The sequence below is a fragment of the Usitatibacter palustris genome, assembly GCF_013003985.1.
GTDB lineage: Bacteria > Pseudomonadota > Gammaproteobacteria > Burkholderiales > Usitatibacteraceae > Usitatibacter > Usitatibacter palustris.
In genome coordinates this window covers 2,299,772-2,319,519 of the sequence record NZ_CP053073.1, presented here as the reverse complement: position 1 = coordinate 2,319,519, position 19,748 = coordinate 2,299,772, and the positions used below count along the sequence as shown (strand labels likewise).

The 19,748-nt window shown below is 67.5% G+C and carries 16 protein-coding genes and 2 riboswitches; of the genes, 7 read left to right on the top strand and 9 right to left on the bottom strand.

Annotated elements, in window-relative coordinates; genetic code table 11:
* Positions 1-114 precede the first annotated feature (114 nt).
* The 3 genes from DSM104440_RS11310 to DSM104440_RS11300 are packed head-to-tail and all read right to left on the bottom strand — an operon-like array spanning position 115 to position 2,855.
* Positions 115-600, bottom strand: a complete 486-nt coding sequence (locus DSM104440_RS11310) for a hypothetical protein (protein ID WP_171162667.1) — start codon at positions 598-600, stop codon at positions 115-117.
* 36 nt (positions 601-636) lie between these two features.
* Positions 637-1,662 (bottom strand): L-threonine 3-dehydrogenase, encoded by a 1,026-nt coding sequence (tdh, locus tag DSM104440_RS11305; protein ID WP_171162665.1) that lies wholly within the window; start codon positions 1,660-1,662, stop codon positions 637-639.
* Positions 1,659-2,855 (bottom strand): glycine C-acetyltransferase, encoded by a 1,197-nt coding sequence (locus DSM104440_RS11300; RefSeq protein WP_171162663.1) that lies wholly within the window; start codon positions 2,853-2,855, stop codon positions 1,659-1,661. Before DSM104440_RS11300 ends, tdh begins: the two co-directional genes overlap by 4 nt.
* Before the next feature lie 26 nt (positions 2,856-2,881).
* Positions 2,882-2,969, top strand: a riboswitch (glycine riboswitch).
* Between the two features lie 8 nt (positions 2,970-2,977).
* Positions 2,978-3,086, top strand: a riboswitch (glycine riboswitch).
* 66 nt (positions 3,087-3,152) lie between these two features.
* On the opposite strand from DSM104440_RS11300, the gene gcvT reads away from it, so the two are divergent.
* From gcvT to gcvP, 3 genes are read left to right on the top strand one after another with little or no spacing between them, the layout of a single operon-like run.
* Entirely contained in the window at positions 3,153-4,235 is a 1,083-nt protein-coding gene (gene gcvT / locus DSM104440_RS11295; protein ID WP_212758045.1) for a glycine cleavage system aminomethyltransferase GcvT, read from the top strand.
* 49 nt (positions 4,236-4,284) lie between these two features.
* A complete protein-coding gene (gcvH, locus tag DSM104440_RS11290) occupies positions 4,285-4,665 on the top strand; it encodes a glycine cleavage system protein GcvH (protein WP_171162662.1) in 381 nt (126 codons plus the stop codon).
* Positions 4,665-7,541 carry an aminomethyl-transferring glycine dehydrogenase gene (gene gcvP / locus DSM104440_RS11285; protein WP_171162660.1) on the top strand — a complete coding sequence of 959 codons (2,877 nt, stop codon included), beginning with the start codon at positions 4,665-4,667 and terminating at the stop codon, positions 7,539-7,541. Before gcvH ends, gcvP begins: the two co-directional genes overlap by 1 nt.
* On the opposite strand, the gene DSM104440_RS11280 is transcribed toward gcvP, so the two are convergent.
* Positions 7,542-8,831 (bottom strand): amidohydrolase family protein, encoded by a 1,290-nt coding sequence (locus DSM104440_RS11280; RefSeq protein ID WP_171162658.1) that lies wholly within the window; start codon positions 8,829-8,831, stop codon positions 7,542-7,544.
* Positions 8,832-9,314: 483 nt separating this feature from the next.
* Positions 9,315-11,342 carry a M13 family metallopeptidase gene (locus DSM104440_RS11275; protein ID WP_171162656.1) on the bottom strand — a complete coding sequence of 676 codons (2,028 nt, stop codon included), beginning with the start codon at positions 11,340-11,342 and terminating at the stop codon, positions 9,315-9,317.
* 106 nt (positions 11,343-11,448) lie between these two features.
* Here DSM104440_RS11275 and surE point away from each other — a divergent pair, with 106 nt between their 5' ends.
* Genes surE through DSM104440_RS11260 form a run of 3 tightly spaced genes read left to right on the top strand, consistent with a single transcriptional unit; the run spans position 11,449 to position 13,855 of the window.
* Positions 11,449-12,201, top strand: a complete 753-nt coding sequence (gene surE / locus DSM104440_RS11270; RefSeq protein WP_171162654.1) for a 5'/3'-nucleotidase SurE — start codon at positions 11,449-11,451, stop codon at positions 12,199-12,201.
* 20 nt (positions 12,202-12,221) lie between these two features.
* Positions 12,222-12,851 carry a protein-L-isoaspartate(D-aspartate) O-methyltransferase gene (locus DSM104440_RS11265; protein ID WP_171165902.1) on the top strand — a complete coding sequence of 210 codons (630 nt, stop codon included), beginning with the start codon at positions 12,222-12,224 and terminating at the stop codon, positions 12,849-12,851.
* Between the two features lie 38 nt (positions 12,852-12,889).
* The gene (locus DSM104440_RS11260) at positions 12,890-13,855 is read left to right on the top strand and encodes a peptidoglycan DD-metalloendopeptidase family protein (protein ID WP_171162652.1); all 966 of its coding nucleotides are present in this window, start codon (positions 12,890-12,892) and stop codon (positions 13,853-13,855) included.
* Here DSM104440_RS11260 and DSM104440_RS11255 read toward each other — a convergent pair.
* From DSM104440_RS11255 to DSM104440_RS11240, 4 genes are read right to left on the bottom strand one after another with little or no spacing between them, the layout of a single operon-like run.
* On the bottom strand, positions 13,841-15,289 hold the full coding sequence (locus DSM104440_RS11255) for a tetratricopeptide repeat protein (RefSeq protein WP_171162650.1): 1,449 nt from the start codon (positions 15,287-15,289) through the stop codon (positions 13,841-13,843). The two genes, DSM104440_RS11260 and DSM104440_RS11255, sit on opposite strands and share 15 nt — an antisense overlap.
* The gene (locus DSM104440_RS11250; protein ID WP_171162648.1) at positions 15,289-17,259 is read right to left on the bottom strand and encodes a transglutaminase TgpA family protein; all 1,971 of its coding nucleotides are present in this window, start codon (positions 17,257-17,259) and stop codon (positions 15,289-15,291) included. The genes DSM104440_RS11255 and DSM104440_RS11250 overlap by 1 nt, the downstream gene beginning before the upstream one ends.
* Positions 17,256-18,218 (bottom strand): DUF58 domain-containing protein, encoded by a 963-nt coding sequence (locus DSM104440_RS11245; RefSeq protein ID WP_171162646.1) that lies wholly within the window; start codon positions 18,216-18,218, stop codon positions 17,256-17,258. Before DSM104440_RS11245 ends, DSM104440_RS11250 begins: the two co-directional genes overlap by 4 nt.
* Positions 18,215-19,153, bottom strand: a complete 939-nt coding sequence (locus DSM104440_RS11240; RefSeq protein WP_171162644.1) for an AAA family ATPase — start codon at positions 19,151-19,153, stop codon at positions 18,215-18,217. Before DSM104440_RS11240 ends, DSM104440_RS11245 begins: the two co-directional genes overlap by 4 nt.
* Before the next feature lie 89 nt (positions 19,154-19,242).
* On the opposite strand from DSM104440_RS11240, the gene DSM104440_RS11235 reads away from it, so the two are divergent.
* Complete coding sequence (locus tag DSM104440_RS11235; RefSeq protein ID WP_171162642.1) at positions 19,243-19,743, top strand: hypothetical protein; 501 nt, start codon at positions 19,243-19,245, stop codon at positions 19,741-19,743.
* The last annotated feature ends 5 nt before the right edge of the window (positions 19,744-19,748 follow it).

Here is a 19,748-nt window from a genome sequence, read left to right as displayed (position 1 = left end):
GAGGTGAACTGGGTGCCGCCACGGTAGAGCGCGCACGCGTGCCGCGCAATGGGACCTACGACCCGGATTTTCGCGATCCGGGCCGCGACAAACGTCTCGGACCGGTGCGCCGCCTTACTTGGCTCTCGTGCACATCGCGAAGGTCTTGAAGAGATCATCGCCGGCGGCACGCGCCTTGAGGTCGTCCATCTTGCGCGCCTCGTACCCGCCCTTGATCTCCTGGCCGTTGGCCGTGCTCAGCGCGAGCTTGTTGCCTTCGCGCTTGTAGCGCACGAAGAACCACTTCGCGCCGGGCGCGACCTCGAGCACGTTGAGCACGATGACCGAATCGACCTTCGTGCCGTGGACGCGGTAGCGCGAGGTCTTGTCGCCATCCACCCAGTTCGCATCGAGCGTCCACTGGTCGATGTTGCGCAGGGTGAGCGTGGCCTTGTCCTGGGGACGAAGCGGCGGATCCGGGACGCAGGTCCAGGAACCGAGGACGCTGATGTCATAGGGCACCGTTCCGGGGGCCGAGAGCGGCTTGGTCGCTTCGAAGCAGCCGGTCAGCGTGAGGGCGACCGCGAGGCAGGTGAGGCGCAGGACATGAACTCGTTTCATCTTCCGTTCTCCCAGTTGGGGATACTGCGTCGTCCATCAGGTCCAGCTCAGCACGACTTTGCCTGACTTGCCCGATCCCATCGTCTCGAATCCCTCGAGGTAATCCTTCACGTCGAAGCGGTGCGTGATCATCGGCGAGAGATCGAGCCCGCCCTGGAGCATCGCGATCATCTTGTACCACGTCTCATACATCTCGCGGCCGTAGATGCCCTTGATGGTGAGGCCCTTGAAGATCACCTTCGTCCAGTCGATCGCGGTCTCGCCCGGCGGGATGCCGAGCATCGCGATCTTGCCGCCGTGGTTCATCGTGTCGAGCATCTGGCGGAAAGCCGAGGCGACGCCGGACATCTCCAGGCCCACGTCGAAGCCCTCGACCATTCCGAGCGTCTTCATCACGTCCGGGAGCGACTCGCGTTCGACGTTCACCGTGCGGCTCGCGCCCATCGTCTTCGCGAGCGAGAGGCGGTAGTCGTTCATGTCGGTGATCACGATGTGCCGCGCGCCCACGTGCCGGCAGATCGCCGCGGCCATGATGCCGATGGGGCCGGCGCCGGTGATGAGGACGTCTTCACCCACGAGGTCGAAGGAGAGGGCGGTGTGCGCCGCGTTGCCGAACGGATCGAGGATGGAGGCGATCTCGTCGGGGATGTCGTCGGGAATCGGAAACGCGTTCTCCGCGGGAATCACGAGGTAGTCGGCGAAGGCGCCCGGGCGAGTCACGCCCACGCCTTGCGTGTTGCGGCACAGATGCCGACGGCCGGCGCGGCAATTCCTGCAATGGCCGCACACGAGATGGCCTTCGCCGGACACGCGCTGGCCGATCGTGAGGCCGCGCACTTCGGTGCCGATCGCATCGACCGTACCCACGTACTCGTGGCCCACCGTCATCGGCACCGGCACGGTCTTCTGCGACCAGTCGTCCCACTTGTAGATGTGCATGTCGGTGCCGCAGATCGCGGTCTTGCGAATGCGGATGCGCACGTCGTTGTGCCCGACCTCGGGCTTCGGGGAATCCGTCATCCAGATTCCGGGTTCGCGCTTCGTCTTCGCCAGCGTTCTCACTTGATGACTCCCAGTTCGCGGCCGACCTTTGCAAATGCGACCACGGCGCTTTCGATATGTTCCGGCTCGTGCGCCGCGGACATCTGCGTGCGGATGCGCGCTTGCCCCTTGGGCACGACCGGGAAGGAAAAGCCGATCACGTAGATGCCTTCGGCGAGCAGCCGGTCGGCCATCGCCTTCGCGAGCGGCGCGTCACCCAGCATGACAGGAATGATCGGATGGCCCGCACCCGCGAGCTTGAAGCCCAGCGCCGTCATGTCCTTGCGGAAATGCGCGGCGTTCTTCGCGAGCTTCGTCCGCAGCGCGTCGCCCTGTTCGAGGAGCTCGAGCACCTTGAGTGATGCGCCCGCGATCGCCGGCATCAGCGTGTTCGAGAAGAGGTAGGGGCGCGAGCGGTTGCGCAGCCACGCGATCACGTCGCGCGGGCCCGCGGTATAGCCGCCCGAGGCGCCACCGAGCGCCTTGCCGAGCGTGCCGGTAAGGATGTCCACCCGGCCCATCACGCCGCAATGCTCGTGCGTGCCTCGACCCTTGGCGCCGACGAAGCCCACGGCATGCGAGTCGTCGACCATCACCATCGCCTGGTACTTGTCGGCGAGGTCGCAGATCGCCTTCAGGTTCGCGAGGATGCCGTCCATCGAGAACACACCGTCGGTCGCGATCATCTTGAAGCGGGCACCTTCCGCATCGGCGGACTTGAGCTGCGCCTCGAGATCGGCCATGTCGTTGTTGGCGTAGCGGAAGCGCTTCGCTTTCGACAGCCGCACGCCGTCGATGATCGAGGCGTGGTTGAGCGCATCCGAGATCACGGCGTCTTCCTCGCCGAGCAGCGTCTCGAAGAGCCCGCCGTTCGCATCGAAGCACGAGCCGTAGAGGATGGCATCCTCGGTCCCGAGGAATTGCGCGAGCTTCGCCTCGAGCTCGCGGTGCACGGTCTGCGTGCCGCAGATGAAGCGCACCGAGGCCATCCCGTACCCGTGCTCGTCGAGCGTGCTTTTCGCCGCCGCGACCAGGGCCGAATGGTTCGCGAGGCCCAGGTAATTGTTGGCGCAGAAGTTGAGCACGTGGGCACCACCCGTGACCTCGATCCGGGCCGATTGCGGGGAGGCGATCACACGTTCGTGCTTGTACAGTCCCTGCGTCTCCAGGGCCGCCAGTTGCTCGCGGATGTGGGTGAGATAGTTCGTTTGCATGGGTCGCATTATCCCGTACAATTCGCGCCATCCGACCGGGAGAGAGCCTCGAATCTGGGGCCGCCGAAGGGGTAGCACCCGCAAACTCTCAGGCAAAAGGACCGATCGGAACCGGGAAGAATTACCCGGACTCTGGAGAGCGGCGACACATTCGCCCACCGAAGGGGCTAGCGCAGCGCGGCAGGGTTCGCACTGTGTAATCTCTCAGGTACCGAGGACAGAGGGGTCAAAATTAATGGGGTCTGACCCCATTACTTTTGGCCCCTTGTCTTTTTTACCGATCGATCCGGAGAGAACTTGCGCAAATCCACTGTCCTGAACCTGCTGCACCGCGCCGCGGGCGCCCGCATGGTCGATTTCGGCGGGTGGGACATGCCCGTCAACTACGGCTCCCAGATCGAGGAGCACCACGCCGTGCGCCGCGATTGCGGCATGTTCGATGTCTCCCACATGCAGGTCGTGGACATCGAGGGCACCGGCGCCCGCGCCTTCCTGCGCCACGCGCTCGCCAACAACGTCGACAAGCTCCAGGCGCCGGGCAAGGCGCTCTACTCATGCCTGCTCAACGAGTCGGGCGGCGTGATCGACGATCTCATCGTCTATTTCTTCCGCGAGGATTTCTTTCGCCTCGTCGTGAACGCGGGCACGGCCGACAAGGACATCCAGTGGCTGGAAAGCCTGGCGCACCGCACCCAGTCGTCGGTGCACATCACGCCGCAGCGCGATCGCGCGCTCATCGCGGTGCAGGGCCCGCGTGCACGCGAGACCGCATGGCGCGCCTTCGCGGGGCTGCAGGAAGCCACCGAGATGCTCAAGCCATTCAACGCCGCGCTGGCACTCGGAATGATGGTCGCGCGCACCGGCTATACCGGCGAGGACGGTTTCGAGATCGTGCTCGCGCAGGACAAGGCCGAAGCGGCGTGGAGGGCCCTGGCCGCGGCCGGCGCCAAGCCGTGCGGACTCGGCGCGCGCGACACGCTGCGCCTCGAAGCCGGCATGAATCTCTACGGCCAGGACATGGATGAAGGCGTGTCGCCGCTGGATGCGGGACTCGCCTGGACCGTGGACCTCGCGAGCCCGCGCGATTTCGTCGGCAAGGCCGCGCTCACGGAGCAGGGCCAGAAGCATCAATTCCTCGGCCTCTCGCTGCTCGATGCGGGCGGCGTGCTGCGCGCGCACCAGCGCGTGGTCGCCGATGGCGGCGAAGGCGAGATCACCAGCGGCACGTTCTCGCCCACGCTCGAAAAATCGATCGCGCTCGCGCGCCTGCCGCACGGCCTCAAGCCGGGCGATGCCGTGCAGGTGATCGTCCGCGACAAGCAACTCGCTGCGAAGGTCGTGAAGCCGCCCTTCGTGCGCCATGGCAAAGCCCTCGTCTGACCCTCACCCCGACCCTCTCCCAAGGGAGAGGGCGAACCAGGAGACCGACATGAACATCCCCAAGGACCTGCGATACACCGATTCCCACGAGTGGCTGAAGCGCGAAGCCGATGGCGCGATCTCGGTGGGCATCACCGACCACGCCCAGGAGCAGCTCGGCGACATCGTCTTCATCGAGGCACCCAAGGCCGGTCGCAAGGTTTCGGCCGGTGAAGCCGTCGGTGTCGTCGAGAGCGTGAAGGCTGCCTCCGACATCTACGCACCGATCGCCGGCGAGATCGTCGGCGCCAACGCCGAGCTCGCGAAGGCGCCCGAAGCCGTGAACACGGCGCCCTACGCCTCGTGGATGTTCCGCATCAAGCCCGACAACGCGGGCGACGTCGACAAGCTCCTCGATGCCGCCGCCTACCAGAAGGTCGCCTCCGAATAATGGATACCCACGCCAAGGCGCCGGCGCAAAGCCTCGCGCAACTCGAGGATCACGGTGCGTTCGAGCGCCGCCACATCGGCCCGGACGCGGTCGACGAAGCGCAGATGCTGGGCCTGCTGGGCTACGGCACGCGCGCGGCGCTGATCGATGCGGTGGTCCCACCCGCGATTCGTCGCAAGAAGCCGATGCAATTGCGCACCGCGCTGAACGAAGCCGAGGCCCTCGCGGAGATCCGCCGCCTCGCCGCGAAGAACCAGGTGTTCCGCTCGTTCATCGGCCAGGGTTACTACGGCACGCACACGCCGGGCGTGATCCTTCGCAACATCCTCGAGAACCCCGCCTGGTACACCGCGTACACGCCGTACCAGCCGGAGATCTCGCAGGGCCGCCTGGAAGCGCTGCTCAACTTCCAGACGATGGTCACCGACCTCACGGGCATGGCGATCGCGAATGCGTCGATGCTCGACGAGGCGACCGCCGCGGCCGAGGCGATGACGCTGTGCCTGCGCTCGACGACGCTCGAGACCAAGGTCTTCGCGGTGGCGGACGATGTCTTCCCGCAGACGCTCGACGTGATCCTCACGCGCGCGAAGCCGCTCGGCATCGAGGTGCAGGTGTTGCCCTCCGCGAAGCTCGCGGAAGCGAATGCCTTTGCGGTGCTCGTGCAATACCCCGGCGTCGATGGCGAGACGCGCGATTTCCACGGACTCGCGGCGAACGTGCATGCGCGCGGCGGCCTCGTGATCGCGGCCGCGGACCTTCTTGCGCTCACGCTGATTACGTCTCCGGGCGAGTGGGGCGCGGACGTGGCCGTCGGCTCCGCCCAGCGCTTCGGCGTGCCGATGGGCTTCGGCGGCCCGCACGCGGGCTACATGGCCACGCGCGACGAACTGAAGCGCAGCATGCCCGGGCGCCTCGTGGGCGTGACGGTCGATGCGCGTGGACAACGCGCCTATCGCCTGGCCCTCCAGACGCGCGAGCAGCACATCCGCCGCGAGAAGGCGACTTCGAACATCTGCACGGCGCAGGTGCTGCTGGCGGTGATGGCCTCGATGTACGCGGTCTACCACGGCCCGCAGGGCCTCGCGCACATCGCCCATCGCGTGCATCGCCTTACCGCGATCCTCAAGGCGGGCCTCGTGAAGCTGGGCTTCACCGTGCCGACCACGAATTTCTTCGACACGCTCACCATCGCGACCGGCGACAAGACCAAATCAATCGTCGCGCGCGCCGAAGCGGCGGGCGTGAACCTGCGCATGGCCGGCGTATCGCTCGGCATCTCGCTCGACGAGACCACGACGCGCACGGATGTGGAAAGCCTCTGGGCGATCTTCGCCGGTTCCGCGGCGTCGTTCTCGGTGGCCGATCTCGACTCGACCGCGCTCGACAAGCTCGATGCGTCGATCGCGCGCAAGTCCGAATACCTCACGCATCCGGTCTTCAACCGCTACCACTCCGAGACGGAAATGCTGCGTTACCTGCGCAGCCTCGCCGACAAGGATCTCGCGCTCGACCGCTCGATGATCCCGCTGGGCTCGTGCACGATGAAGTTGAACGCCACGAGCGAGATGATCCCGGTCACCTGGCCCGAGTTCGGCGCGATCCATCCCTTCGCGCCGGTGAGCCAGTGGCAGGGCTATAGCGAGCTCGTGACGAGCCTCGAGCGGATGCTGTGCGAAGCCACCGGCTATGCCGCGGTGTCGCTGCAGCCCAACGCGGGCTCGCAGGGCGAATACGCGGGGCTGCTCATCATCAAGGCGTGGCACGAAAGCCGCGGGGAAGGGCATCGCAACGTGTGCCTCATCCCCAGCTCCGCGCACGGAACCAATCCGGCTTCCGCGCAGATGGTCGGCATGCAGGTCGTGGTCGTGGCCTGTGATGCGCAGGGCAACGTGGACCTCGCGGACCTTCGCAAGAAGGCCGAGGCGCATGCCCAGGACCTCGCGGCGATCATGGTGACCTATCCCTCGACGCACGGCGTGTTCGAGGCGGGCATCACGGAGATCTGCGAAGTCGTGCACAAGTTTGGCGGCCAGGTGTACGTCGACGGCGCCAACATGAACGCGATGGTCGGCCTCACCGCGCCCGGGCAGTTCGGCGGCGACGTCTCGCACCTGAACCTGCACAAGACGTTCTGCATTCCGCACGGCGGTGGCGGCCCGGGTGTGGGTCCGGTCGCGGTCGGGGCGCATCTCGCGAAGTTCCTGCCGGGCCATCGCCATCTCGCACGGTCTCCCGATGCGATCGGCGCGGTCTCGGCCGCACCTTTCGGCAGCGCGTCGATCCTCCCGATCTCGTGGATGTACGTCGCGATGATGGGCGGCGAGGGCCTCACGCGAGCGAGCGAGGTGGCGATCCTCAACGCGAACTACATCGCCAAGCGTCTCGGGCCGCACTACCCGGTGCTCTACTCGGGTCCCGGCGGCCTCGTCGCGCACGAATGCATCCTCGACCTGCGGCCGCTCAAGGAAACGTCGGGCATCTCGGTCGAGGACGTCGCCAAGCGCCTCATCGACTACGGCTTCCACGCGCCGACGATGTCGTTCCCGGTCGCCGGCACGCTGATGGTCGAACCCACCGAAAGTGAATCCAAGGCCGAGCTCGATCGCTTCTGCGAAGCGATGATCGCCATTCGCGAGGAGATCCGCGCGGTGGAAGAGGGCGCGATGGACCGCGAGGACAATCCGCTCAAGCACTCGCCGCACACGGCCGAAGCGGTTCTTGCCGACGACTGGTCGCACAAGTACTCGCGCGAGCGCGCCGCGTATCCGCTGGCGAGCCTGCGCGCCGCGAAGTACTGGTCACCCGTGGCGCGGGCCGACAACGTTTACGGCGATCGCAACCTGTTCTGCTCCTGCGTGCCGATCACCGAGTGATCAGCGAACGCTGAACGGCGCTGCGTAGGGCCGGCCGAAAACCACGCCGGCCGCCACGGTTTGCACCGGGCGGATGTGAACCTTGCCGGCGCGCTTGTTGTTGCGCGTGTCGACGAACTCCACGGGCCCGTCGACCACCTCGAGGATCGAGACGTCGCCGGGCGCGCCCACCTGCAGGGTGCCCAGCTTCGGGAGCTTCCCGATCGAGCGCGCTGCGTTCACCGTGGCCATGCCCACGACCTGCTCGAGCGTGAATCCCATGTTCAGGAACTTGCTCATGACCCACGTGAGATAGGGCATGCCCGGCGTGTTGCCCGAGAAGACGTGGATGTCCGACGAGATCGTGTCGGGCGTGGCGCCCTGCGCGATGGCCGCCTCGGCGATGGTGTAGTCGAAGCTGCCGCCTCCGTGGCCGACATCGAAGACGACGCCGCGCTTCTTCGCTTCGAGTGCGGCGGGCAGGAGCTTTCCATCCTGGACGATGTTGGTGAACTTGCCGGCGATGTTGGGCGCGCCGGAGTAGCAGTGCGTGAGGATGTCGCGCGGGCGCAGCAAGTCCAGGATCTGCGACATGAGCTCGGGCGTTTCGACGCCCCCGATGTGGCACATCACCTTGGCGCCGGCCACGCCGGAGAGCTCGCAGCCGCGAATGGCGCGCTTGAGCGGCTCGAGGCCGTGCTTCGCGATCACGTTCTCGCTCATGCGCACCTTGATGCCGATGACGAGGTCCGCGTTCTCGGCCACCGTGCGCGCGGCATCCTCCGCCCGAGCGTAGTCGATGTTGTAGAGCTCGGGCACCGGGAATCCTGCGAGCCCGATGTTGGCGATGTGAACGAAGGCGTACAGCCGCGTGCGAGTGCTGCCGACGATATAGCGCCGGAACGCGGCGAAGTTGTTCGCGCCGGCATCTCCTGCGGAGACCGCGGTCGCGCTGCCCTGGAAGGGGACCAACTCGTCAGCCGGAATGCCGATCGCCGAGCCGTAGGGAAAGACATGCGCATGCAGGTCGACGAGGCCGGGCGTCACGAGGCGTCCGCCCGCCTGGATCACGCGAAGCGCGCGCGCGACCGGAATATCCGCGTCGACCGCTTCGACGATGCCGTTTCGGATGCCGACATCGCGAACGGCGCGCAGGTTCTGGCTGGGGTCGAGCACCTCGCCGCCCTTGATCACGAGATCGAACTTGTCGTTCGGTCCCATCGCCGCGCGGACGGCCGAGGGCAGAGCGAGCCAGGCGCCGGCAGCAGCAGCCGCACGAATGAGGTTGCGCCGCGAAAGCGGTCTGTTCATGGTCGTCCTTCCGAGGGTTCCGACGCCGGGAGTATGGACCGATTACTCACGAGATGTTGACGCGCTCCCGCTCGCGAGCCTGCGCGGCAAGGGCGTCGAGGGATCGCCTCATGCGAGCTGCGTCGCATCACCGTCGTGATGCGTGCCCCTCACGATCTGGAAAAGGGCCGGCGGCACGGTCTGATCGTCAACCTCTCTACCGTTGAAGGCGCTTCGGCCCTCAACTTGTCTCGACCGTGCCGAAACCCCGGCCTTTTCCAGATCGCTCGGCTCGCTCGAAAATCGGCGATCCCTCGACGCCCTTGCCGCGCCTTACCCTGGCATCGCGATCGTCGTGGCTGACCGAGCGCCGCCGCTTCGACATGCAGGATGGTCGAAGGTGTCGATGCCGCGCGGCGAGGACTGTCTGAGCGTGCAAGGAGATGCGGCGCAGCTTGCACGGGCGGCCGGGCAAAGGCGGCCTTCCTCGCCGCAACTCCGCAGTCACCAGATGTTGACGCGCTCCCCCTCGACCCGCAGCGTCCTCGCCGGGTCGCACGAGAAGGCCCGCGCGAACTCGGGCATGTTCGTGACGACACCCTGCACGCGGAAGCGCGGCGGCGAATGCGAGTCGGTCTGCAGCAGCAGCCTTTCCTGCTCGGGGCGGTAGCGGCTGCGCCAGATCTGCGCGAAGGAAATGAAGAAGCGCTGCTCCTGGGTGTAGCCGTCGATCTTCGGCGTGGGATTGGCCTGCAGCGCGCGTTGCAGCGCGACGTATGCGATCTTGGCGCCGCCGATGTCGGAGATGTTCTCGCCCAGCGTGAGCTTGCCGTTCACGTTCGTGTTCTCGACGCCCACGTACCTGCCGTACTGCTCCTCGACCTTGCGCGCGCGGTCGCCGTAGCGCTTCGCATCTTCCGCGGTCCACCAGTCGCGCAGGTTGCCCTGCGCATCGAAGCGGCGGCCGCGGTCGTCGAAGCCATGCGTGATCTCGTGGCCGATCACCATGCCGATGCCGCCATAGTTCACGGCGTCGTCGGCCTTCGCGTCGAAGAAGGGCGGCTGCAGGATCCCGGCCGGAAAGACGATCTCGTTCAGGCGCGCGTTGTAGAACGCGTTCACGATCTGCGGCGCGGTGAGCCACTCGCCGCGGTCGACGGGCTTTCCGAGCAGGGCGACCTGGCGCCGCGTGTGGAAGGCGTTGGCACGCAGCCAGTTCTCCACGAACGGATAAGGCCCCACGTCGGCGTCCGCGTAGTCGCGCCACTGGTCGGGATAGCCCACCTTCGCCTTGATCGCCGAGAGCTTTTCGAGTGCTCGCGCGCGCGTGTCATCGCTCATCCAGTCGAGACCCTCGAGGCGCTCGCCGAGGGCCGCTTTCAGGTTCTCGATGAGTGCGAGCGCCTTGGCCTTCGCTTCCGGGGGGAAGGCGTTCTCGACATAGAGGAGCCCGAGCGCCTGGGCCATCGGCTCGCCGCCGGTGCGCCCGTTGATCACCTCGAGTACCTTCGCCGGACGCTCGAGCGGCGTACGCGTGCCCTTGAGCACCGTTTCGTTGAAACGGAAGTCGGCGTCCTCGAAATCGCGGCTGAGCTTTCCGGCCGTTGCGTTGAGCAGGTGCCAGCGCATGTAGGCGCGCCACTCGGGCAGCGGCCGCTCGGCGGTGAGCCGCGCGAAGGCCTTCATGAAGTCGGGCTGCGCGAGGTTCACGTCCTTCAGGTCGCGCACGCCCAGCGCGGTGAAGTAGTCGGCCCAGGCGAACTGCGGCGCGGACTCCGCGAGCTGCGCCACGGTCGTCTTGTTGTAGGTGCGATCGACGTCGCGGCGTTCGATGTTGTTCATCGAGGCATGCGCCAGCGCGAGCTCGAGCGTGAAGGCGAGCTCGGCATTGCGCGCGGCGAATTCGGGCGAGTCCCCGGCGAGCGCGAACAGCCGCTCGATGTGGGTGCGATAGGCCGTGCGCCACTGCTTCGAGCGTTCGTCGTTGTTGAAGTAGTAGTCGCGATCGGGAAGCCCGAGGCCGCCCTGGCCGATCTCCGCGAGGTACGTCGCCGAATCCTTCGCGTCCTGCCGGACGCTGAACGAGAAACCGGCGTTGATGCCCGAGATGCGCAGCATGACCAGCGCCTGGCGCAGGCTCGCCGCGTCCTGGGCCGCCTCGATCCGTGCGAAGTACGGCGCCAGGGGCTTGAGGCCCGCCGCGACGATGGCCTCGCGATCCATGCCGCTCGCGAAGTACTCCACGGCCTTGCGTTGCGCCGAGCCCGCGCGCGGCGGGTACTTCATCGCATTGGCGAGGATCCTTTCCAGCGTGCGCTCGTTGCGTTCGCGAACCACCGAGAAGGTGCCCCAGGTGGAGCGATCGTCGGGCATCGGCGTGGTATCGAGCCAGCGGCGGTTGGCGAACTGGTAGAAGTCCGTGCAGGGGCCTACGTCGCGGGCGAGGCCGTCGATGTCGAGCGCGGCGCCCAGGGCGCTGCCGCAGGCGAGGAGGAGGGCCGCGGCGAGCGGACGTCGGAAGCGGTCGGTCATGGATTAGCCCGATGTTTGGAGTCCGACCGATTCTAACGGCAAGGCGGCAGGTATAATTTGACGAAAAGTGCGAGCGCAAAGGCGCTTGTTTCCCCCGCCCCCCGAAATGCGCATCCTCCTCTCGAACGACGACGGCTACTACGCTCCGGGCCTCGCCGCGCTCGCCGAGGGCCTCGCAAGCCTCGGCACCGTCACCGTCGTGGCCCCCGAGCGCGACCGCAGCGGCGCCTCCAACTCGCTCACGCTGGACCGTCCGCTTTCCGTGCGCCGCGCGCACAGCGGCTTCTGGTACGTGAACGGTACGCCCACCGACTGCGTCCACCTGGCGGTCACGGGTTTCCTCGATTTCGAGCCCGACATCGTGGTCTCCGGGATCAACACGGGCGCCAACATGGGCGACGACACGCTCTATTCGGGCACGGTCGCCGCCGCCACCGAAGGCTATTTGCTGGGCATTCCCTCCGTGGCGGTCTCCCTCGTCGGCACGAAGTTCGAGAACTTCGCCACGGCGGCCAAGGTGGCCCGCGGGCTCGTCGAGCGCCTGGCCGCCGCGCCCTTCGGCTCGCCCATCCTCCTCAACGTGAACGTGCCCGACGTCCCCTACGAGGCCCTGAAGGGCGTGCAGGTCACGCGCCTCGGGCGCCGCCACAAGGCGCAGCCGGTCGTGAAGGGTACGAGCCCGCGCGGCGAGACGATCTACTGGGTCGGTCCGGCCGGCGCCGCACGCGAGGCCGGTCCGGGGACGGATTTCCACGCACTCGAACACGGCGCCGTGTCGGTCACGCCCCTGCAGGTGGACCTCACGCATGCCGACCAGCTTCCCGCGTTGCGCGAATGGATGGATTGGATGACGAAGTGAACGCGCGCAGCGGTATCGGCATGACCAGCGAGCGCACGAAGATGCGCATGATCGAGCAGCTTCGCAAGGACGGCATCACCGATGAACGCGTGCTGGGTGCGATGGCGGAGCTGCCGCGCCACGCCTTCGTCGAAGAAGGCATCGCCTCGCGCGCCTACGAGGACACGCCGCTGCCCATCGGCCACGGCCAGACGATCTCCAGCCCCTTCATCGTCGCGTTGATGACCCAGCTGCTGCTCGAGAACCGCACGCCCGCGAAAGTCCTCGAGATCGGCACCGGCTGCGGCTACCAGACGGCGGTCCTCGCGCGCCTCGTGAAGGAGGTCTACACGCTCGAGCGCATCGCACCGCTGATGGACAAGGCGCGCGGCCACCTTCGCGACCTGCGCTTCTACAACGTGCGCTTCAAGCATGCCGATGGCCATGCGGGCTACGCAGTCGGCGGGCCGTACGAGGGCATCCTCTCCGCGGCCTCGGCGAGCCACATTCCGCCCGCGCTCAAGGAACAGCTCGCGGTGGGCGGACGCCTGGTCCTGCCCGTGGGCACCGACGACCAGTGGCTCTACGTGATCGACCGCACCGAGAAGGGCTTCACCGAGATCAAGCGCGAGGCCGTCCGCTTCGTGCCGCTCGTGCCGGGGCTCGGCTGAAAGTGAACTTACCGGCCGCGGGCTTATCCTTCCTACACATGAAAAAAACCAAGATCCTCACGGCGCTCGCCATCCTCGCTCTCGCGGGATGCGCATCACGGCAACCCGCACCCGTCACCGAGCGCGCTCCGCCCCCGGCGCCGGTCGTCGAAGCGCCACCGCCCGCGCCCGAGAAGCCGCTCCCCAAGCCCATTCCCACGCATACGGTCAAGCGCGGCGAGACGCTCGTCGGCATCGCGCTGCAGTACGGCCTCGATTACCGCGAGCTGGCGGCCTGGAACAACATCACCAATGTGAACGTGATCAGCGTCGGGCGCGTGCTCGTGCTGGGCGCAGCGGGTGATCCGGGCACCATGGCGGGCCCGATCGGCACGGTGACCACGCCGCTCGCACTGCCCGGCACGCCGATCGAAGCGCGTCCGCTCGCGAATACGCCGCAGCTCAAGGTCGAGCCGCGCGGCCAGAAGGTTCCCTACTCGGACAAGGCACTGGCGCAGTTCAGCACGCCCGAGCTCACCACGCCCGGTGCGCCTGCGGTTCCCGCGCCTTCACCCGCCCCGGTCGCGCCGGCGCCGCCGCCCGCATCGATCACGCCCGAACCCGAAAAGCCCGCGCCGCCGCCGGCCGCGACCGCTGCGGAAGAAATCGAGTGGGTCTGGCCCGTGAAGGGGAAGGTGCTGGCGCCCTTTACCGATTCGACCAAGGGCATGGACATCGCCGGCAAGAAGGGCACGCCGGTGGTCGCCGCGTCCGCGGGGCGCGTCGTGTACGCCGGTGCGGGCCTGCGCGGTTACGGGAAGCTCGTCATCATCAAGCACAACAACACGTGGCTCTCGGCCTACGCGCACAACGATGCGATCGTGGTGAAGGAGCAGCAGGACGTGAAGAAGGGCCAGAAGATCGCCGAGATGGGCTCGTCCGACGCCGACCAGGTGAAGCTGCACTTCGAAGTGCGCAAGCAGGGCAAGCCCGTCGACCCGCAGAAGGTCCTACCGGCGCAGTAGCGCAGCGAGCTCGCTGAACGCCGGCGCCCAGTCGCCGGCCGCGCTCGGTCGAAACACGCGCGAGCCGTGAAACCACGGCGATTCCGTAGCACCGGTCATCCAGCGCCATTCTGGCGGATTGGGCACGAGCACGCGCTGCGTCTTTCCGAGCCCGGCGAGCAGGTGCGTGTTCGCGTTGCTCGGCCCCACGTAGTCGTCGACGAGCGAGAGCAGGGCGAGCATGTCCTCCAGGTCCTCGTTCCACGGGGAGAAGTCGTGGACGCGCGTACCTAACGCGGCCTCCATCGCTTCGCGCGTTCCCGATTCGGGTCTTCGCTGGATGCCGATCCACGTCGCACTCGTGCCGCGAAGCGCTGCACCCAGTCCGGCGATCGGGAATGTCTTCACCTGGCCGCGCGCCGTTCCTGTTGGCGCGACACCGGCACGCCAGGTGAGCGCGATCCAGGGATGGGGGCCCGTGGCTTCGAGGCGTTCTCTCATCGCGCTCACGCGTTCCGGCAGCGGCGAGAGCGGCAATGCCGCGGGGAGCGTGGCGACATCGTTAGCCGAGAGCAGCCACGGCAAATCGCCCACGAAGAGGGGTTCGAGATCGTCGAGGCGCGCGTTCTCGGGCGCGAGGCCGAGATCGAACAAGCCGGTTCGCGCGAGCATCCCGTGCAACCTCGTATCGCCGCGGAATGCGAGCCGTGCGCCGCGCTTCGCGAGCTCCGGTGCGAAGCGAAGGAAGAACACCACGTCGCCGACACCCTGTTCGCTGACGAGCGCGAAGCGGCGGCCGTCGAGGTTCGCGGGGAGGCGCGCTGCGTTCGCTGCCGGTGTCGCGCCAAAGCCGCGCGCGACGTGGCGCCAGCGATACGCGTCCCACGCCTCGGCGAAGCGGCCGAGTGCGAGCAGCAGGCGTCCGAGATTCTGGTGAGCCTGCGCGAAGGTGGGGGAGAGCGCGATCGCTTCGCGGTACGCGGCCTCGGCCGCTTTCCATTGCAACGCATCCTCGAGCGCGAGGCCCAGGTTGTTGCGCGCTTCATACCAGGAGGGATCGACCGCGAGCGCGCGCTCGAAGCCCGCGATCGCCTCCTGCGTGCGTCCCTGTTGGCCCAGCAGCAGCGCGAGGTTGTTGTGGAAGTCGGGAACGTTCGCGTCCGCGGCGATCGAGGCCCGCATCAGTTCCTCGGCCCTGCGCGGGTCATCACGATGCCACGCGATCATCCCGAGGTAATGGGTGGCGACTGCATGGCCGGGCGCGACCTCGAGCACCTGGCGATAGAGGCGTTCGGCGTCCTTGATGCGTCCTTGCTGGTGCGCGGCGAGCGCCTGCGGAATGAGTGACTGCGGATCGGGCGTCGAGGATGCCGCGCCATCGAGCTTGCCGTGGCACTCCTTGAAGCGAAGGCCGCTGCCGCAGGGGCAGGGGTCGTTGCGGCGCGCGGTCGCCATCAGGCCACGCGGAAGGCGCGCACGCGCTGGCGCAGCTCGCGCAGCTCCTCGCGCGTCGCGCCGCCCCCGTAGCGCGCCTGCACGTAGCTGTGCGTGATCGCCTCGGCCTGCGGCGCGAGCTCCGGGCGCGCGGCCGAGACGCGCGCGAGATAATCGAGCGGGCCTTCGTGGGGCGCGCGCGCAAGGCCCGAGGCCGCGAGCTTCGCGCAGTAGCGGCGCCACGCGGTGAGCGACGCTTCGCCGCGCCGCGGCATGTCGCGCAGCAGCAGCCCCAATCCGATCGCGATGCCCACGACCAACGTGCCGGCCACCAGCCAGAGCAGCAGGCTGCGCCAGTCGGCCGATCCCAGCCCGAAGCGCGAGAAAAGCTGGCGCTGGCGGTCCGTGTTGTAGCCCACGATCCACTGATCCCACTGGCTGTTGAGCATGTGCCAGCCGTAGCGCAGGCTCGAGAGCACGCCGAGCTTGTCGGCCGCGAGGAACGAGGAGAAGGCGCCGATCGGGCCGAGCGCTGCGTTCACGCCGCCTTCGACGCGCAGGGGCGACACGGCCGCGGTCGGATCGAGCCGTACCCAGCCGCGATCGTCGAGCCAGATCTCGGTCCATGCATGGGCATCGGCCTGCCGCACGATGAGCTCGTTGTTGAACGGATTGATCTCGCCGCCCTGGTAGCCGGTCACGACCCGCGAGGGAACGCCCGCGGCGCGCATCAGCAACGCGAAGGCGCCCGCGTAGTGCTCGCAGAACCCGCGCTTGGTCGTGAAGAGGAACTCGTCGTACGGATCGCGATCTCCCAGCAGCGGCGGCTCGAGCGTGTAGGTGAACTCGCGATTGAAGTACTGGAACGCGCGGTTCACGAGCGCGGCCTTGTCGGGCGTCTCCGCGGCCCACTGCCGGCCCAGTGCCACGGTGCGCGGGTTGCGCGTTTCATCGAAGCGCAGCGCGAAGTCGCGCAGCATCGGCGGCAGGCGCGAGCCCAGGCGGTAGTCCAGGTACGACGTCATGTCGTAGCGAATGCGCGCGTCGATGGGTCGCACCGAATGGAGCCGCTGGTCGAAGCGCACGGCAACACCGGGGGGCAAAGAGCCGGGCACGTCGAGCGCGAACACCCAGTGCTTGCCGTGCGGCTCCATCGTGATCGAGTAGCGCACGGGACGCGCGGTGCGCGGATAGTCGAGATTTCCCGCGGGCGAGAACTCGGGCATTTTCCACGTGCGTCCATCGAAGGACCAGAGCACGGGCCCACGCCAGTAGAGCGTCTCGAAGGGCGGGATCTTCTCCTCGAACTGGACGCGGAACGCGAGCGCCTCGGACTGGATGAGCTGCGAGATGGTGCCGGGCGTCATCGAATCCGAAAGTCCCGACAGTCCCGCGCGTGCATCCTGCGGAAGCGCCCACAGCGGACCCTGCACGCGAGGGAACAGCAGGAAGAGGACCGCCATCAGCGGCAGCGCCTGCGCGAGCAGCGCGGCGGCGGGTACCAGCCGCTCGCGGATCGTCGGCGGCCGCGCGGTGCGATGGAACCCCACGAGGGTCGCGACGAACAGCCACACGCAGGCGAGCAGATAGATCCCGAGCGGGATCGACTGCGAGAACAGGAAGTTCGTCATGACCAGGAAGAAGCCCAGGTACACGCACAGCACGACTTCGCGCTGGGTGCGCATCTCGAGCAGCTTCATCGCGACCATCACGATGAGCAGCGTCACGCCCGCGTCGCGTCCGAGGAGGCGGCCGTAGCTGAGGAAGATCGCGGCGGAAGCGCCGAGCGTGATTGCGATCACCAGCCAGCGCGGCGGGAAGCGCAGCGCCGACCAGGCGATCCACCCGCGCCACCCTACGGCGCAGGCGCAGAAGGCCGCGACCCACAGGGGTGCCCGCTCCATGTGCGGCGCCACCACGAACGTCATCGCGGCCAGCAGCCACATGACGTTGCGCATGTCGAGCGTGGGCGCGACGACGACGGCGTTCATTGCGGTCGGGGATCGCCGAACAGGGCCAGCGCTTCGAGGCAGTGCGCGCGGTGCGCGTCACCGCGCCCCGGCGCGATCGACGTGCCGGGCAGGCGCAGCCCGTAGCTCTGCCCGAGCCGCTCCGACTCCATCACCCAGTGCGCGAGCGCCGAGAGGCGCGCTTCGGCATCGTTGGCGCGCGTTTGCTCCCAGTCGAGCCACAGCTCGCTCGACGCCGTGGCGTTGAATTCCTTGGTGAGCAGGTCCTGCCCGCGCGCGAGCGCCTTCCAGGCGATCTGTCGCGGTGGATCGCCGGGGCGATAGGGGCGCAGGAGGTTGAATTCGTCATCGCCCGGGATGGGAATGCCTTCCTCCGATTCATTGCGCGAGTGCATCGGCGGCAGGCCCGCGAGCGGATCGGGGCGCGGATAGACGATCACGCTCTGCCCGAAGTCGAAGTACGACCACGCGTGGAAGAAGCCGACCGGATAGCGCGTGAAGATCTCGACGCGGCCGCAATCGAGGCGACCGCGGCGACGCGCGGGCACGGTGAGGTGCACGCCCGCGAGGTTGCCCGTCTCGACGTCGACGACCTCGGCCTCGTCGCCGCGGCGCCGCATGGCCACCGCGAAGCGCGCGCGCGACGGCGTTTCCACGCTCACGCCGAAGCGCGCCATCTCGCCGGCGAACACCGGATCGCTGCGCCCGGGACGAAGCTTGAGGTGGGCGAGGTTGCGCCACGTGTGCAGCATCGCGACACCGCCCATCGCAGCGAGGAGGAACGTGAGCAGGAAGCCCAGGGACAAGGTGTAGTTGATCGACGCGATGAGCAGCAGCATCAGCGTGAAGGCGAACACATAGCCCTGGCGCGTGGGGAGGATGAAGATGCGCCGCTGGACGAGCGTGACGGGCGCGACTTCGGGCACCCGCGCCCGGAAGATCCAGTCCGAGACGGACTGGCGAAGATTGGCGAGCGTCACGGAATCGCGACGCTGGTCACCAGGTCCTTCGCCGCATCGAATCCGCCCTTGACGGCGTCGGAGCTGCCATGGAGCCGGTGGCCCACGACGGAGGGCAGGATCGCCTGCACGTCCTCGGGGAGCACCTGGCGGCGGCCCTGCATGAGCGCCCAGGCCTGCGCGGCACGCAGCACCGCGAGCCCGGCGCGAGGGGACAGGCCCTGCGTGTAGCGCGGCGAATGGCGCGTGTGGCTGATGAGCGCCTGGACGTAGTCGAGCAACGCGTCCGAGACCTGCATCGCCGGCACTGCGCGCTGGATCTCCATGAGTTGGTCGCGGGTCATCGCGGGCTTGAGGTGCGCGATGATGTCGCGGCGCTCCTCGCCGCGCAGCAGTTCGCGCTCGGCCTTCGCATCCGGGTAGCCGAGCTGGATGCGCATGAGGAAGCGATCGAGCTGCGATTCAGGAAGCGGGAACGTTCCGACCTGGTGGAGCGGGTTCTGCGTGGCAATCACGAAGAACGGCTCGGGCAGCATCCGGGTCTCGCCCTCGGCCGTAACCTGGTGCTCTTCCATCGCTTCGAGCAGCGCGCTCTGTGCCTTCGGGCTCGCGCGGTTGATTTCGTCGGCGAGGATGATCTGCGCAAAGATGGGGCCCGGATGAAAACGGAACGTGGAGCTTTCGCGGTCGAAGATGGATACGCCGATCACGTCGGCGGGCAGGAGGTCGGAGGTGAACTGGATGCGCTGGTAATCGAGGCCCAGCAGGCGCGCGAGCGCGTGCGAAAGCGTGGTCTTGCCCACGCCCGGGACATCCTCGATGAGCAAGTGGCCGCGCGCGAGGATGCAGGCCATCGCAAGGCGGATCTGTCGCTCCTTGCCGAGAATGACGCGCCCGGCCTGGGCGATCACGTCCTCGATGGGATTGGCGAGCTTGCGCGGATCTTCGACGAGCATGGAATAAGGGAACCCTGTCAGCGGTTTACGGGTCGATCACCTGTATGGATTCGAGAATACAATATCCTGACCTCCCCGGAGACCGCACCATGCTTCGCCTGATCCTCGCTGCCACGCTTCTCGCCATCGCCACCGGTGCACGCGCGCAAGCCGTTCCGACGATCAACTACACCGACCTGTGGTGGAACCCGAGCGAATCGGGGCAGGGCCTGAGCCTGTCGCAGAGCACCACGTCGAACCAGCTCTTCGCCCTCTGGTACACCTACGATCCGCGTGTCGCCGAAACCGATACCGCCACCGCCGGCGACTTCAAGCCGATGTGGCTGTCGATGCCCTCGGGCACCTGGACCACGCCGACGCAGTTCACGGGCGCGGTCTACGCCACGGTGGGCACGCCGTTCGCGCTCGCCTGGAACACGAACAACTACGCCGTGCAGCAGGTGGGCACCTTCACGTTCACCTTCACCAGCGCCGATGCGGCAACCTTCAGTTACAACATCGCGCCGCCCGCGGGCCTGCCCGCCGGCAATCCCGCGGCGAACCTGCCGACGTTCTCAGGATCGCGTTCGATCCAGCGCCTGTCGTTCTGACACGG